The organism is Salmonella sp. SAL04213, from assembly GCF_046550535.1.
In the GTDB taxonomy this organism is placed as follows: domain Bacteria; phylum Pseudomonadota; class Gammaproteobacteria; order Enterobacterales; family Enterobacteriaceae; genus Salmonella; species Salmonella enterica.
On sequence record NZ_JBGDXS010000017.1, the window covers coordinates 16778 to 32306 of the forward strand.

Annotated in this window: 16 protein-coding genes and 1 riboswitch; of the genes, 8 read left to right on the plus strand and 8 right to left on the minus strand. The window is 55.9% G+C overall.

Annotation, left to right across the window (positions count from 1 at the left end):
* From thiS to rsd, 5 genes are all read right to left on the minus strand, one after another.
* Window positions 1–201, minus strand: a complete 201-nt coding sequence (thiS, locus tag ACLJPQ_RS22040; protein ID WP_001583973.1) for a sulfur carrier protein ThiS — start codon at window positions 199–201, stop codon at window positions 1–3.
* Complete coding sequence (locus tag ACLJPQ_RS22045; protein ID WP_000999779.1) at window positions 182–940, minus strand: HesA/MoeB/ThiF family protein; 759 nt, start codon at window positions 938–940, stop codon at window positions 182–184. The genes thiS and ACLJPQ_RS22045 overlap by 20 nt, the downstream gene beginning before the upstream one ends.
* Window positions 933–1568: a thiamine phosphate synthase gene (gene thiE / locus ACLJPQ_RS22050; RefSeq protein ID WP_080185189.1), complete on the minus strand. Its 636-nt coding sequence runs from the start codon at window positions 1566–1568 to the stop codon at window positions 933–935. Before thiE ends, ACLJPQ_RS22045 begins: the two co-directional genes overlap by 8 nt.
* Window positions 1568–3463 (minus strand): phosphomethylpyrimidine synthase ThiC, encoded by a 1896-nt coding sequence (thiC, locus tag ACLJPQ_RS22055; RefSeq protein ID WP_080185188.1) that lies wholly within the window; start codon window positions 3461–3463, stop codon window positions 1568–1570. The genes thiE and thiC overlap by 1 nt, the downstream gene beginning before the upstream one ends.
* 86 nt (window positions 3464–3549) lie before the next feature.
* A riboswitch (TPP riboswitch) is annotated at window positions 3550–3774 on the minus strand.
* A 52-nt stretch (window positions 3775–3826) separates the two neighbouring features.
* Complete coding sequence (gene rsd / locus ACLJPQ_RS22060; RefSeq protein ID WP_000934315.1) at window positions 3827–4315, minus strand: sigma D regulator; 489 nt, start codon at window positions 4313–4315, stop codon at window positions 3827–3829.
* 92 nt (window positions 4316–4407) lie between these two features.
* Here rsd and nudC point away from each other — a divergent pair, with 92 nt between their 5' ends.
* The 6 genes from nudC (at window position 4408) to ACLJPQ_RS22090 (ending at window position 8762) form a co-directional block, all read left to right on the plus strand.
* Window positions 4408–5181 (plus strand): NAD(+) diphosphatase, encoded by a 774-nt coding sequence (nudC, locus tag ACLJPQ_RS22065; protein WP_000373958.1) that lies wholly within the window; start codon window positions 4408–4410, stop codon window positions 5179–5181.
* A gap of 40 nt (window positions 5182–5221) precedes the next feature.
* On the plus strand, window positions 5222–6286 hold the full coding sequence (hemE, locus tag ACLJPQ_RS22070; RefSeq protein ID WP_000137623.1) for a uroporphyrinogen decarboxylase: 1065 nt from the start codon (window positions 5222–5224) through the stop codon (window positions 6284–6286).
* A 9-nt stretch (window positions 6287–6295) separates the two neighbouring features.
* Window positions 6296–6967, plus strand: coding sequence for a deoxyribonuclease V (gene nfi / locus ACLJPQ_RS22075; RefSeq protein ID WP_000362359.1), 672 nt, complete (start codon window positions 6296–6298; stop codon window positions 6965–6967).
* A 41-nt stretch (window positions 6968–7008) separates the two neighbouring features.
* Window positions 7009–7599, plus strand: a complete 591-nt coding sequence (locus ACLJPQ_RS22080; protein ID WP_000940092.1) for a YjaG family protein — start codon at window positions 7009–7011, stop codon at window positions 7597–7599.
* A gap of 186 nt (window positions 7600–7785) precedes the next feature.
* The gene (gene hupA / locus ACLJPQ_RS22085) at window positions 7786–8058 is read left to right on the plus strand and encodes a nucleoid-associated protein HU-alpha (protein WP_001044509.1); all 273 of its coding nucleotides are present in this window, start codon (window positions 7786–7788) and stop codon (window positions 8056–8058) included.
* An 11-nt stretch (window positions 8059–8069) separates the two neighbouring features.
* Window positions 8070–8762, plus strand: a complete 693-nt coding sequence (locus ACLJPQ_RS22090) for a DUF1481 domain-containing protein (protein WP_001083931.1) — start codon at window positions 8070–8072, stop codon at window positions 8760–8762.
* A 41-nt stretch (window positions 8763–8803) separates the two neighbouring features.
* Here ACLJPQ_RS22090 and zraP read toward each other — a convergent pair whose 3' ends face one another.
* Window positions 8804–9259 (minus strand): zinc resistance sensor/chaperone ZraP, encoded by a 456-nt coding sequence (gene zraP / locus ACLJPQ_RS22095; protein WP_000828129.1) that lies wholly within the window; start codon window positions 9257–9259, stop codon window positions 8804–8806.
* 253 nt (window positions 9260–9512) lie between these two features.
* Between zraP and zraS the strand changes: the two genes are divergently transcribed.
* Both zraS and zraR read left to right on the plus strand, forming a co-directional pair.
* Window positions 9513–10910: a two-component system sensor histidine kinase ZraS gene (gene zraS, locus ACLJPQ_RS22100; RefSeq protein ID WP_001536289.1), complete on the plus strand. Its 1398-nt coding sequence runs from the start codon at window positions 9513–9515 to the stop codon at window positions 10908–10910.
* 5 nt (window positions 10911–10915) lie between these two features.
* Window positions 10916–12241: a sigma-54-dependent response regulator transcription factor ZraR gene (zraR, locus tag ACLJPQ_RS22105; protein WP_000617928.1), complete on the plus strand. Its 1326-nt coding sequence runs from the start codon at window positions 10916–10918 to the stop codon at window positions 12239–12241.
* Here the strand turns inward: zraR and purD are convergent.
* Both purD and purH read right to left on the minus strand, forming a co-directional pair.
* Entirely contained in the window at window positions 12238–13527 is a 1290-nt protein-coding gene (gene purD, locus ACLJPQ_RS22110) for a phosphoribosylamine--glycine ligase (RefSeq protein WP_000866771.1), read from the minus strand. The genes zraR and purD overlap by 4 nt on opposite strands.
* A 15-nt stretch (window positions 13528–13542) precedes the next feature.
* On the minus strand, window positions 13543–15132 hold the full coding sequence (purH, locus tag ACLJPQ_RS22115; protein WP_080185187.1) for a bifunctional phosphoribosylaminoimidazolecarboxamide formyltransferase/IMP cyclohydrolase: 1590 nt from the start codon (window positions 15130–15132) through the stop codon (window positions 13543–13545).
* Window positions 15133–15529 lie beyond the last annotated feature (397 nt).

The following is a 15529-nucleotide window of genomic DNA, read 5'->3' on the forward strand; positions in this document are numbered from 1 at the left end:
TCAACCCCCTGCAATAACCTGAAAAAGCAGGATCTGGTCGCCTTCCTGCACGATTTGCTGTTCCCACTGCTCGCGCGGCAGGATCTGCTGATTGAGCGCCAGCGCCGCGCCCGGTTTAAGCTGATTAAGCGTAGCGAGCAGGCTGCTGACGGTTTGCCCTTCGGCGCACTGCATCGGCTCGTCATTGAATTGAATTTGCATGTCGCCCTCCGCATACCGGGCAGCCGCTGGCACGACGCAGCGCCAGGCTGCGCCACTGGCTGGTTTTACCGTCAAACAGGCGTAGCTCTCCGCTGGGCGTCTCAATACCGCTGAGTAATTTAATCGCTTCCAGCGCCTGCAAGGTGCCCATCACGCCAACAACCGGTCCGACGATACCGGCGGTACGGCAGTTGCGTTCAGGCTCGACATCGTCCGGCCACAGGCAGCGGTAACAGCCTTGTTCCCACGGTGGCGTGAGGACCATCAGTTGGCCGCCAAAGCCGACGGCGCTGGCGGAAATTAACGGAGTGTTGAGCGCCACGCAGGCGGCGTTAATCTCCTGGCGCGTCGCCATGTTATCGGTACAGTCGAGCACCACATCGGCGCGTGCTACCGCATGCCGCAGTGCCTCGCCTTTTAGTCGCTGCTGGAGTGATACCAGTTCGATATCCGGGTTGAGCTGTGTCAGGCGCTGCTGGGCAACCTGAGATTTTGAACGCGCGATATCATCGGTGGTAAATAGAATCTGGCGCTGCAAATTGCTCAGATGAATGTCGTCATCGTCTACCAGCGTTAGTTTGCCGATGCCTGCTCCCGCCAGATACAGCGCGGCGGGTGAACCCAACCCACCTAAACCCACGATCAGGACATGACTCGCGAGCAGCTGTTGCTGGCCTTCAATGGCGATATCGCCGAGCAGGATTTGCCGGCTGTAGCGCATAAAGTCACGGTCATTCATCGCCGACTCCCGCGATTGCCAGCAGTTGCGCGGTGGCTTCACGCCAGTCGGCGGCCTGAGTAATGGCGCTAACCACAGCCACGCTGCCGACGCCGGTCGCCAGTACCGCTGGGGCGCGTTCAAGGCTGATGCCGCCGATCGCGACGGTCGGGTAATCCGCCAGTCGTTCAATATGACTTGCCAGCTGCGCCAGCCCCTGCGGGGCGGAAGGCATCTGCTTGGTTTGCGTGGGGAAGACATGACCCAGCGCGATATAAGAAGGCTTAGCGGCGAGCGCGACGTCTATCTCCATATCATCGTGAGTGGATACGCCCAGGCGTAACCCCGCCGCCTGAATCGCCTTCAGGTCGGTGGTTTCAAGGTCTTCCTGGCCCAGATGTACGCCGTAGGCGCGGTGCTTAATCGCCAGCCGCCAGTAATCGTTGATAAACAGCCGGGCGTCATAACGACGCCCCAGCGCGATGGCGGCAATAACATCCGCTTCTACCTCTTCATCGCGCTTATCTTTGATACGCAACTGGATGGTGCGCACGCCCGCCTCCAGCAGGCGTTCAATCCATGCAATGCTGTCCACCACCGGGTAAAGCCCGAGGCGGAACGGCACGGTCGGGAAATCAGGCTGATACATCAGACTTCCTCCCGCTTGAGATAAATTTCGCCACCTTTGGCGCGGAAGTTTTCCGACATATCCGCCATGCCGACTTCAATGGCTTGCGCGGCGGCGTAATCGCGGACTTCCTGGCTGATTTTCATCGAGCAGAATTTTGGCCCGCACATCGAGCAAAAGTGCGCCACTTTGCCGGACTCCTGTGGCAGGGTTTCATCGTGATAAGCGCGGGCGGTGAACGGGTCGAGCGCGAGGTTAAACTGATCTTCCCAGCGGAATTCGAAGCGCGCTTTCGACATCGCGTTATCGCGGATCTGCGCGCCCGGATGGCCTTTGGCTAAATCCGCTGCGTGGGCGGCGATTTTGTAGGTGATCAGCCCCTGTTTCACATCTTCTTTGTTCGGCAGGCCGAGATGTTCTTTCGGCGTCACGTAACACAGCATCGCGCAGCCAAACCAGCCGATCATCGCGGCGCCAATGCCGGAGGTGAAGTGGTCATAGCCCGGCGCGATATCGGTGGTCAACGGCCCTAAGGTGTAGAACGGCGCTTCGTGGCAGCTCTCCAGCTCTTCGGTCATGTTGCGCTGAATCATATGCATCGGCACGTGGCCCGGGCCTTCAATCATCACCTGCACGTCGTATTCCCAGGCGATTTTGGTCAGCTCGCCCAGCGTATGCAGCTCGGAGAACTGCGCTTCGTCGTTGGCGTCCTGAATGGAGCCGGGGCGCAGGCCGTCGCCCAGCGACAGGGAAACGTCGTAGGCGGCACAGATTTCGCAGATCTCGCGGAAATGTTCGAACAGGAAGTTCTCTTTGTGATGGGAGAGGCACCATTTCGCCATGATTGAACCGCCGCGTGAGACAATACCGGTCAGGCGTTTGGCGGTCATCGGCACGTAGCGCAACAGCACGCCCGCGTGAATGGTGAAGTAGTCGACGCCCTGTTCGGCCTGCTCCAGCAGCGTGTCGCGGAACGCTTCCCAGGTAAGATCTTCGGCGATCCCGTTGACCTTTTCCAGCGCCTGGTAGATCGGCACGGTGCCGATCGGTACCGGGCTGTTACGCAGGATCCATTCGCGGGTTTCGTGAATATAGCGGCCGGTGGAGAGGTCCATTACCGTATCCGCCCCCCAGCGCGTCGCCCACACCAGTTTTTCCACCTCTTCTTCGATAGAGGAGGTCACCGCCGAGTTGCCGATGTTGGCATTCACTTTGACCAGGAAGTTGCGGCCAATAATCATCGGCTCCGATTCCGGGTGGTTGATGTTGGCGGGAATAATCGCGCGGCCCGCGGCGACTTCATCGCGCACGAATTCCGGCGTAATGTTTTCCGGCAGGCGCGCGCCAAAGCTCATCCCCGGATGCTGGTGGCGCAGCACTTCACTGCGAATGCGCTCGCGGCCCATATTTTCACGGATGGCGATGAACTCCATTTCGGGAGTGACGATCCCCTGGCGGGCGTAGTGTAACTGGGTGACGCGCTTGCCCGCTTTAGCGCGTTTTGGCGTCAGCAGGCCGGTAAAACGCAGATCGTCCAGGCCATCGTCGGCCAGACGTTCTCTGGTATAAGCCGAGCTACGGTCGTCTAATTCTTCGCTATCGTTACGTGCGTCAATCCATGGCTGGCGCAGTTTCGCCAGACCCTGCTGGACGTTAATCGCCACCTCAGGATCGCCATAGGGGCCGGAGGTGTCGTACACCGGCACGGCTTCGTTCTCTTCAAACTGCGGGTTGTCTTTACTGCCGCCGATGAGCGTCGGGCTCAGTTGAATTTCACGCATCGGTACGCGAATATCATGCTGCGAACCGGTCACGTAGATGCGTTTCGAGTTGGGAAACGCGGTGCCTTCCAGCGTATCGATAAAATGCTGGGCTTTAGCGCGCTGCTCGCGGCGGGTTAACGTTGTTGTAGACATAGCTCATTCCAAAAAATTAAGGACGTGGCTTGTCAGACGACGGATGGAGTAATGGATGTGCGCCGCCCGTAAAGGCAGCAGCATAAAGCAGAATTACTCTTGTTCCCTTCGCAGGTATTAACCTGATCAGGTTCCGCGGATCCCGAATTAACGGTCTCAGCCTTTTCCACTTCATCCTTCGCGCTGCCTCTTCGTTGGCTTCGTCCGCTCACTCCATTCACTTACTTATGTAAGCTCCTGGAGATTCACCGACTTGCCGCCTTGACGCATCACGAACGCTTTTGTGGAAAATTAGCACTCCGACAAGATAACCGCCCCTCCGAAGAGGGGGCTGAAGTAAACTACCTGTTACTCGCGCAGAACTCAAGCGGGACGTTTGACTCTGGCGCCGTCGTGCATCGCGTCAAACACCAGCATAATCAGCTTGTCTTCCAGCACAAAGCGGGCTTCCAGCGCTTCGCCGATATCTGACAGAGCTTGTTGAAATTCGAGACAATTATCGTGATCGATGGCAGTTTCCAGGCTGGTGTCGTAATAATCCATAATGCGCTGCGTATTATCTTCCAGCAGCGGCCAGATTTTTGCCGCATGTAAAAGCTGACCGTTTCCTTCCAATTTATGGAGAATACGTTCATAAATACTGAAGTGCCCGGCGGAAAGGTAATCGACCAGGCTCTGACAAAAATCATCCAGCGCTTTTTCATTCAGCCGCATGTACGATTCTTTGCCAGGCTTAATGCCAACCAGATTGTAGTAAGCCACGAGCAGGTGCTTACGTACATCCAGCCAGCGATCGACCAGTTTGTTGCTTCCGCCAACGCGCTCCGTCAGGTTTTCCAGCTGGTTTAGCATGATTGTCTCCGCAAGTTAGATAAAGGCTGCTCGCCATGAATGTAAAAATAATGTTAACAACATGCCAGTGAAGCAAAGGTAGTGCAAGAGCTATGGATCGTATAATTGAAAAATTAGAGAGTGGCTGGTGGATCGTCAGCCATGAACAAAAATTATGGTTGCCGTATGGGGAATTACCACACGGGCTGGCGGCAAATTTCGATCTTGTGGGGCAGCGCGCACTCCGGATAGGTGAATGGCAAGGCGAGCCCGTCTGGCTGGTGTTACAGCATCGACGCCATGATATGGGCTCGGTTCGCCAGGTTATCGATCAGGATGCAGGGCTGTTTCAACTGGCGGGACGTGGCGTACAGTTGGCGGAGTTTTACCGATCGCATAAATTTTGCGGCTATTGCGGGCACCCTATGCACCCGAGTAAAACCGAATGGGCGATGCTGTGCAGCCATTGCCGCGAGCGTTACTACCCGCAAATCGCCCCTTGCATTATCGTCGCGATCCGCCGTGAGGATTCGATCCTCCTTGCCCAGCACGTTCGCCACCGCAACGGCGTGCATACCGTGCTGGCCGGGTTTGTTGAAGTCGGCGAAACCTTAGAACAGGCGGTCGCGCGAGAGGTAATGGAGGAGAGCGGGATTAAGGTGAAAAATCTGCGCTATGTGACTTCCCAGCCGTGGCCTTTCCCGCAGTCGTTGATGACCGCTTTTATGGCGGAGTATGACAGCGGCGAGATTGTCATCGACCCGAAAGAACTGTTGGAAGCAAATTGGTACCGTTATGACGATCTGCCGCTACTACCGCCACCGGGCACCGTCGCGCGCCGTTTGATCGAAGATACGGTGGCAATGTGTCGGGCTGAATATGATTGACATGTTACACTGGGCGCATCAACGCTAAAGGAATGTAAAAATGACCGAACTCAAAAACGATCGTTATCTACGTGCGCTGCTGCGCCAGCCCGTTGATGTTACGCCAGTGTGGATGATGCGCCAGGCGGGCCGTTATCTACCGGAGTACAAAGCCACTCGCGCTCAGGCGGGCGATTTTATGTCGCTGTGCAAAAATGCCGAACTGGCCTGCGAGGTCACTTTACAGCCGCTGCGCCGTTATCCGCTTGATGCGGCGATCCTTTTCTCGGATATCCTGACGATTCCGGACGCGATGGGCCTGGGGCTCTATTTTGAAGCTGGGGAAGGCCCGCGCTTTACAGCCCCTGTCACCTGCAAAGCCGACGTTGAAAAACTGCCGATTCCGGATCCAGAAGGTGAACTGGGCTACGTGATGAATGCGGTGCGTACGATTCGCCGCGAACTAAAAGGCGAGGTTCCGCTGATTGGCTTCTCCGGCAGCCCGTGGACGCTGGCGACTTACATGGTGGAAGGCGGCAGTAGCAAAGCCTTCACGGTGATTAAAAAGATGATGTACGCTGACCCGCAGGCGTTGCATCTGCTGCTGGATAAGTTGGCGAAAAGCGTCACGCTGTACCTCAACGCGCAGATTAAAGCGGGTGCGCAGTCGGTGATGATTTTCGACACCTGGGGCGGCGTGCTGACTGGCCGCGATTACCAGCAGTTCTCCCTGTACTACATGCATAAAATCGTCGATGGCCTGCTGCGTGAAAACGACGGTCGCCGCGTGCCGGTAACGCTGTTCACTAAAGGTGGCGGTCAGTGGCTGGAGGCGATGGCGGAAACCGGCTGCGACGCGCTGGGTCTCGACTGGACGACAGATATCGCCGATGCGCGCCGTCGCGTTGGCCATAAAGTGGCGCTGCAGGGCAATATGGACCCCTCGATGCTGTATGCGCCGCCGGCACGGATCGAAGACGAGGTAGCGACTATACTTGCTGGTTTCGGTCAGGGAGAAGGGCACGTCTTTAACCTTGGACATGGCATCCATCAGGATGTGCCGCCAGAACATGCTGGCGCATTTGTGGAGGCAGTGCACCGACTTTCTGCGCAGTATCACAACTAAGGAGTTAGTATGGATCTCGCGTCGCTACGCGCTCAACAGATAGAACTTGCTTCATCGGTTTGCCGCGAAGATCGCCTGGACAAAGATCCGCCAGCGTTTATCGGCGGGGCGGACGTCGGTTTTGAGCAGGGGGGCGAGGTGACGCGGGCGGCGATGGTATTGTTGAAATATCCGTCGCTTGAACTGGTAGAGTACAAGGTGGCACGTATTGCCACCACCATGCCGTATATCCCCGGCTTTCTCTCTTTTCGTGAATATCCTGCGCTGCTGGCGGCGTGGGAACAGCTCTCGCAAAAGCCCGATTTGCTGTTTGTGGACGGTCACGGTATTTCGCATCCGCGTCGGCTTGGCGTCGCCAGTCATTTTGGACTGTTGGTGGACGTGCCGACCATCGGCGTAGCGAAAAAACGGCTATGCGGTAAATTTGAGCCACTTTCCGCCGAACCTGGTGCACTTAGCCCCTTAATGGATAAAGGCGAGCAACTGGCGTGGGTATGGCGCAGCAAGGCGCGCTGTAATCCGCTGTTTATCGCGACAGGGCACCGGGTCAGTACTGACAGCGCGCTGGCGTGGGTACAGCGCTGTATGAAAGGGTATCGCCTGCCGGAGCCGACGCGCTGGGCGGATGCGGTCGCTTCCGGGCGTCCGGCGTTTGTTCGTTGGCAAGAAATTCAGCGCTGATTCAGGTAAACTGCCGCTAATTTCCGATTCGAGATTCCATCATGTTACAAAACCCGATTCATTTGCGTCTGGAGCGGCTGGAAAGCTGGCAGCACGTTACCTTTATGGCCTGCTTGTGCGAGCGCATGTACCCGAACTACGCCATGTTTTGCAAGCAGACGGAATTCGGCGACGGACAGATCTACCGTCGCATTCTGGATCTGATCTGGGAAACCCTGACGGTGAAAGATGCAAAGGTCAATTTCGATAGCCAACTGGAGAAGTTTGAAGAGGCAATTCCGGCAGCTGACGACTATGATCTGTACGGCGTTTACCCGGCGATTGATGCCTGCGTCGCATTAAGCGAATTAATGCATTCTCGCCTTAGCGGCGAAACGCTGGAACACGCTATTGAGGTTAGTAAGACTTCCATTACTACGGTAGCGATGTTGGAAATGACTCAGGCTGGTCGGGAAATGACCGATGAGGAGCTCAAAACGAACCCTGCCGTTGAACAGGAATGGGATATTCAGTGGGAAATATTCCGACTTTTAGCCGACTGCGAAGAACGCGATATTGAACTGATAAAAGGGCTCAGGGCAGACCTGCGCGAGGCTGGTGAGAGCAATATCGGTATAAATTTTCAGCAATGACACCAGAAAACGTGATTTAACGTCTGATTTGTCGTGCCATAAGGCTTCCCTTATGCCCCCCGTCTGGTCTACATTTGGGAGGCGAAAAAAAGTGGCTATCGGTGCGTGTATGCAGGAGAGTGCTTTTCTGGCATTTCCGTCGCACTCGATGCTTAGCAAGCGATAAACACATTGTAAGGATAACTTATGAACAAGACTCAACTGATTGATGTAATTGCAGACAAAGCAGAACTGTCCAAAACCCAGGCTAAAGCTGCTCTGGAATCCACTCTGGCTGCTATTACTGAGTCTCTGAAAGAAGGCGATGCTGTACAACTGGTTGGTTTCGGTACCTTCAAAGTGAACCACCGTGCTGAGCGCACTGGCCGTAACCCACAGACCGGTAAAGAAATCAAAATCGCCGCCGCTAACGTACCGGCGTTTGTTTCTGGTAAAGCTCTGAAAGACGCAGTTAAGTAAGACGCGTAGCTGTGAACAGTTTTATCGAAGGGGCTCGTCAGCCCCTTTTGTCTGTCTGGCGTCGCGCGTTTCTGTTTTCTGGCGCGCTGTTGCTGACTGCCTGCAGTCATAACGCTTCACCGCCTCCGTTTACTGCCAGCGGCTTTGCCGGCGATCACGGCGCGGTGCGTATCTGGCGTAAAGATACGAACGATGAAGTCCATCTGCTTTCTGTTTTTAGCCCGTGGCATAGCGGCAGCACGACGACCAGCGAATATCGTTGGCAGGGTGATACGCTTTCGCTTATTGAACTCAATATTTACAGCAAACCGCCAGAACATATTCGCGCGCGTTTCGACGCTCATGGCGAACTCAGTTTTATGCAGCGTGAAGTCGGGGGGCAGAAGCAGCAGCTTTCCAACGATCAGATTGCCTTGTATCGCTATCGCGCCGAACAAATCCGTCAGACCAGTGACGCCTTGCGCCTGGGGCGGGTCATACTACGCCAGGGACGCTGGCACGCCGACCATACGGTAACCACCTGTGAAGGTGAAACGCTGAAACCGGATCTGGATTCCTGGGCAATAAGCCACATTGAGCGCCGCCAGAACCACTCATCGGTAGAGGTGAGCGTAGCATGGCTGGAGGCGCCGGAAGGATCGCAACTTTTGCTGGTGGCGAATTCAGATTTCTGTCACTGGCAGCCGCAAGCGAAAACCTTTTGATGGAATACCGAATGGCGAAGCCGCCATTCGGCAAACATGCTTTACCAGTTTCCCATACCCATATGACCGCCGCCGCGATGATAACCGCCGCCATAGCCGCCGCAACCGCCATAGCCCATTCCTGCGCCGCGTGGTATGCCAGCCTGCGCCATCGCGACATCCCGTTTCACGCGTTGCTCATCTAACTTCTGGCCTAATGACTCCATCTCTTTGGCAACCGCGTTAATTTTCGCAGTATCCGGCGAACTGGCGGTCAGTAGCGCGTTGTATTCATAACGTTTGGATATCAGTTGCTGGCGCAGCGCGCTGGTCTGCGTATAGTAATCATCATAAATCTTCTGCGCCGTCGCCTGCTGTTCCGTAGTTAACGGGCTACCTCCCTGTTGCCACATACCGTCATTGTTGCCCCAGTGATGCCCGGCGAAGGCGGCGCCGGAGCTCAGGGCCAAAAGAGAGAGGGCGATTAGCGCGATAGCTGATTTATTGTTCCGTTTCATTTTGCGTTCTCCTGTTGCTCATCTTATCCTCTCTCTTGCATCTTCTGTGCCAGGTAACTATTCCTTGTCGGGCAGCGAGTTAACCCGCTTCAGGCGGCAAAAAGCGAGTAAAAATGACTCGCATAACCCGCCTGGCGAGTCATTTTTACCCATCCGTATCCGAAAGGGTGTGCGACAACGCGCGGTTATGCGGAGCGAAGAATGGCATGATCTCTGCTTAAGTAAGGAAAATAAAAACGAGCCGGGGAAGCCTGTGAGTTTTATACGATTACATAAAGATGCCGCTGCAACGTGGTTGAGTCGACTGTTACCTGCGGCGATCTTCATTCTGGTGGGGCTATTTTCCATTATGGTCATTCGCGACTATGGCCGTGAGAGCGCTGCCGCCAGGCAGACGCTGCTGGAAAAGGGAAATGTACTCATTCGCGCTCTGGAGTCCGGCACGCGAGTAGGTATGGGAATGCGGATGCATCACGCGCAGCAGCAGACATTGCTGGAAGAGATGGCGGGTCAGCCAGGCGTGTTGTGGTTCGCCGTAACGGATGCGCAGGGGGTAATCATTACTCATAGCAACCCTGGCATGGTGGGCAAATCGCTCTATTCCGCATCTGAAATGCATCAACTAAACCCCGGGCCGCAGGAGCGTTGGCGGCGTGTCGACGTTGCTGCTAACGGCGAGACGGTGCCTGCGCTGGAAATTTACCGTCAGTTCCAGCCGCTTTTCGGTATGAGAGGTCACGGTATGAGGGGGCACGGCATGGCGCGTAGCGCCAATGACGACGAACCAGCGAAACAAACTATTTTTATTGCCTTTGACGCCAGCGAGCTGGCCGCGACACAGGCAAGGGAGTGGCGTAATACGCTGATTGTTTTGTCTGCGTTAGCGGCGGTGCTGTTGGCAACGTTACTGGCGTTTTTTTGGCATCAGCGTTATCAGCGCTCACACAGAGAACTGCTTGATGCAATGAAGCGTAAAGAAAAGCTGGTGGCGATGGGGCATCTGGCGGCGGGCGTCGCGCACGAAATTCGTAACCCGCTCTCGTCCATCAAAGGGCTGGCGAAATACTTTGCCGAGCGCACGCCTGCCGGCGGCGAGTCGCATGAACTGGCGCAGGTGATGGCCAAAGAGGCCGACCGTTTGAACCGGGTGGTAAGCGAATTGCTCGAACTGGTAAAGCCCGCGCATCTGACGCTCCAGGCGGTTAACCTCAATGATATTATTACTCACTCCCTGAATCTGGTCAGTCAGGATGCCCAAAGCAGAGAGATTCAGTTGAGATTCACGGCGAATGAGACGCTTAAGCGTATTCAGGCTGACCCGGACAGGCTGACTCAGGTGCTGTTGAATCTGTACCTGAACGCTATTCATGCGATTGGCCGCCAGGGAACGATTAGCGTAGAGGCAAAAGAAAGTGGGACCGACCGCGTTATCATCACTGTTACCGATAGCGGGAAAGGGATCGCCCCGGATCAGCTGGAGGCGATTTTTACGCCTTATTTTACGACCAAAGCTGACGGGACAGGCCTGGGGCTGGCGGTGGTGCAAAATATCATCGAACAGCATGGCGGTGCGATTAAGGTGAAAAGTATTGAGGGTAAAGGCGCGGTCTTTACTATCTGGTTGCCAGTGATAGCGAGACAACAGGATTAACAAGGGTGATACGCGGAAAAATCGATATTCTGGTTGTGGATGATGATGTAAGCCACTGCACGATTTTACAGGCGCTGCTTCGGGGCTGGGGCTATAACGTCGCTCTGGCCTACAGTGGGCATGATGCGTTGGCTCAGGTGCGTGAGAAAGTCTTTGATCTGGTACTGTGCGATGTGCGTATGGCGGAGATGGACGGTATCGCCACGCTGAAGGAGATTAAAGCGCTCAATCCCGCCATTCCGATTTTGATTATGACGGCATTTTCCAGCGTGGAAACGGCGGTAGAGGCGTTGAAAGCCGGCGCGCTTGACTATTTAATTAAACCGCTGGATTTTGACCGTCTGCAGGAGACGCTGGAAAAGGCGTTGGCGCATACGCGGGAAACGGGCGCTGAATTGCCATCGGCGTCGGCTGCGCAGTTTGGCATGATTGGCAGCAGCCCGGCGATGCAACATTTACTGAATGAAATCGCGATGGTCGCACCATCAGACGCCACGGTATTGATTCACGGAGACTCCGGCACGGGTAAAGAGCTGGTGGCGCGGGCGCTACACGCCTGTAGCGCCCGGAGCGATAAACCGCTGGTCACGCTCAACTGCGCGGCGCTTAATGAATCGCTGCTGGAGTCTGAGCTGTTCGGACACGAAAAAGGCGCGTTTACCGGTGCGGATAAACGTCGGGAGGGACGCTTTGTCGAAGCTGACGGCGGGACATTGTTTCTTGATGAAATCGGCGATATCTCGCCGTTAATGCAGGTACGTTTGCTGCGGGCGATTCAGGAGCGCGAAGTGCAACGCGTGGGAAGTAACCAGACGATATCTGTGGATGTTCGGTTAATTGCCGCTACCCACCGCGATCTGGCGGAAGAGGTGAGTGCTGGTCGTTTTCGCCAGGATCTCTATTACCGCCTGAATGTGGTGGCGATTGAAATGCCTTCTTTGCGCCAGCGTCGGGAAGATATTCCGCTACTGGCAGACCATTTTCTGCGGCGTTTTGCCGAACGTAACCGAAAAGCGGTGAAGGGGTTTACGCCGCAGGCGATGGATCTGCTGATCCACTACGACTGGCCGGGCAATATCCGTGAGCTGGAAAACGCTATCGAGCGGGCGGTGGTGTTGCTGACGGGAGAATACATTTCTGAACGCGAATTGCCTCTCGCTATTGCCGCGACGCCGATAAAAACGGAATACAGTGGTGAGATCCAACCGCTGGTGGACGTCGAAAAAGAGGTGATTCTGGCTGCGCTGGAAAAAACGGGCGGCAACAAAACGGAAGCCGCCCGCCAATTGGGCATTACGCGCAAAACGCTGCTGGCTAAACTCAGCCGTTAGTTTTGCTCACGCTCAATGGCGCGCCAGCCGATGTCGTTACGGCTGAAGCTGCCGTCCCAGCGGATGTCGGTCATCAAGGCGTAAGCGCGTTTCTGCGCCTCAGCCACGGTGTGGCCCAGCGCGGTGGCGCACAGTACGCGACCGCCGCTGGTCAGCACACGGTCGTCATCGGCGAGTTTGGTGCCCGCGTGGAAAACCTTACCGTCAGCCACTTCTTCCAGCGGCAGGCCGTGGATCTCATCGCCAGTGTTGTAGTTGCCCGGATAACCGCCCGCGGCGATCACCACGCCTAATGAAGCGCGCTCGTCCCACTCGGAGGTTTTCTCATCCAGCTTGCCGTCGCAGGCGGCCAGGCAAAGATCCACCAGATCCGACTTCATGCGCAGCATGATCGGCTGGGTTTCCGGATCGCCGAAGCGGCAGTTGAACTCGATCACTTTTGGGTTGCCCTGCTTGTCGATCATCAGACCCGCGTACAGGAAGCCGGTATAGGTATTCCCTTCTGCCGCCATGCCTTTCACGGTTGGCCAGATGATCCGTTCCATGGTGCGCTGGTGGACTTCATCGGTCACCACTGGAGCCGGAGAGTAAGCCCCCATGCCGCCGGTGTTCGGGCCGGTATCGCCGTTGCCTACGCGTTTGTGATCCTGGCTGGTGGCCATCGGCAGCACGTGCTCGCCGTCGACCATCACGATAAAGCTCGCTTCTTCGCCGTCGAGGAACTCCTCAATCACGATACGGTGGCCCGCGTCGCCAAAGGCGTTGCCTGCCAGCATGTCATGAACGGCGGCTTCGGCTTCTTCCAGCGTCATCGCCACGATAACGCCTTTACCGGCGGCCAGACCATCGGCCTTGATGACGATCGGCGCGCCTTTCTCACGCAGATAAGCCAGGGCAGGCTCAATCTCGGTGAAATTCTGGTATTCCGCCGTCGGAATCTGGTGACGAGCGAGGAAATCTTTGGTGAAGGCTTTGGAGCCTTCCAGTTGCGCGGCTCCTTCGGTTGGGCCGAAGATCTTCAGGCCCGCCGCGCGGAACGCATCGACCACGCCAATCACCAGCGGCGCTTCCGGGCCGACGATGGTCAGATCAATCTTCTCGTTCTGGGCAAAGCTCAGCAGCGCTGGAATATCGGTGACGCCGATAGCCACGTTCTGCAACGCAGGCTCCAGCGCGGTACCGGCGTTACCCGGTGCGACAAAAACGGTATCAACCAGCGGCGACTGTGCGGCTTTCCAGGCCAGCGCGTGTTCGCGCCCGCCGTTACCAATGACTAAAACTTTCATCGTCTGCTCCCTGAATTAATGGCGGAAGTGGCGCATGTCGGTGAAGATCATCGCAATGCCGTGTTCATCGGCAGCGGCAATGACTTCATCATCACGGATAGAACCGCCAGGCTGGATAACGCAGCTCACGCCGACAGCGGCAGCGGCATCAATACCGTCACGGAACGGGAAGAAGGCGTCGGAAGCCATGGCTGAGCCTTTCACTTCCAGACCTTCGTCAGCCGCTTTAATGCCAGCGATTTTCGCGGAGTACACGCGGCTCATCTGGCCTGCGCCTATGCCGATAGTCATGTTCTCTTTGGCATACACAATGGCGTTGGATTTCACGAACTTGGCTACCTTCCAGCAGAACAGCGCGTCACGCAGCTCCTGCTCGGTCGGCTGGCGTTTGGAAACCACGCGCAGTTCACCTTCGGTGACCATACCCAGATCCCTGTCCTGAACCAGCAGGCCGCCGTTAACGCGTTTGAAATCCAGGCCCGGAACGCGACTTGCCCATTGGCCGCAGGTCAGAACACGGACGTTCTGCTTGGCTGAGGTGATTTTCAGCGCTTCTTCGCTTGCGGATGGGGCGATGATCACTTCCACGAACTGACGGGAGATGATGGCCTGCGCGGTTTCGGCATCCAGCTCGCGGTTGAAGGCGATAATGCCGCCGAACGCGGAGGTCGGGTCTGTTTTATACGCACGGTCATAAGCATCGAGAATCGAGGTACTTACCGCCACGCCGCACGGGTTGGCGTGCTTGACGATTACGCAGGCTGGCTCGTTGAACTCTTTCACGCATTCCAGCGCCGCATCGGTATCGGCGATATTGTTATAAGAGAGCGCTTTGCCCTGAATCTGCTGTGCGGTGGCAACGGATGCTTCTTTCACATTCTCTTCTATATAGAAGGCAGCCTGCTGGTGGCTGTTCTCGCCGTAGCGCATATCCTGCTTCTTAATGAAGTTCAGATTCAGCGTACGCGGGAAGCGACCGGCGGCTTCTTTGCTTTCACCGTGGTAGGCCGGAACCATGCTGCCGAAGTAGTTAGCGATCATGCTGTCGTAGGCGGCGGTGTGTTCGAAGGCTTTAATCGCGAGATCGAAACGGGTGTCGAGGGTCAGAGAACCTTCGTTAGCATCCATCTCTTTAATAATGGCGTCGTAGTCGCTGCTCTTCACCACGATGGCGACGTCTTTATGGTTCTTAGCAGCAGAGCGCACCATGGTCGGGCCGCCGATATCAATGTTCTCTACCGCATCTTCCAGCGAGCAACCTTCGCGGGCAACGGTCTCAGCGAACGGATACAGGTTAACGACAACCATATCGATAGGGGCGATGTGGTGCTGTTCCATAATGGCATCGTCCTGGCCGCGGCGACCGAGGATGCCGCCGTGGACTTTTGGATGCAGGGTCTTTACGCGTCCATCCATCATTTCCGGAAAACCGGTGTAATCGGAAACTTCGGTCACCGGCAGGCCTTTTTCTGCTAACAGGCGGGCGGTGCCCCCCGTAGACAGCAGCTCCACACCGCGTGCGGAAAGTGCCTGGGCGAATTCGATGATACCGGCCTTGTCAGAAACACTGAGCAGAGCGCGGCGGACTGGACGACGTTGTTGCATGGTAAATCCCCTGGATTTGACGATTACAGAGAGCGTTAGCTGAATTTTTCGTGAAAAACTCAGCTAACGCCCCTTATGGGGCATTCTCATTTTGCGGCGACATTGTAACGAAAACGTTTGCGCAACGCTCGCGAATTTTTCTTTTTAAATTCTGGCCCCGCTTTTATCCCTGAAAGATCGTTTGCAGAGTGAGAAGATCCAGGAAATGAACGCGAATTTTGTGGATAAGTCTGTGCGTAAATGGGTATAACCAGGGGTTTTGCTGGGGAATGCAGCAAACAGTCATTTTTCTGCAATTTTTCTATTGCGGTCAGCAGAGAACTCCCTATAATGCGCCTCCATCGACACGGCGGATGTGAATCACTTCACACAAACAGCCGGTCGGTTGAAGAGAAAA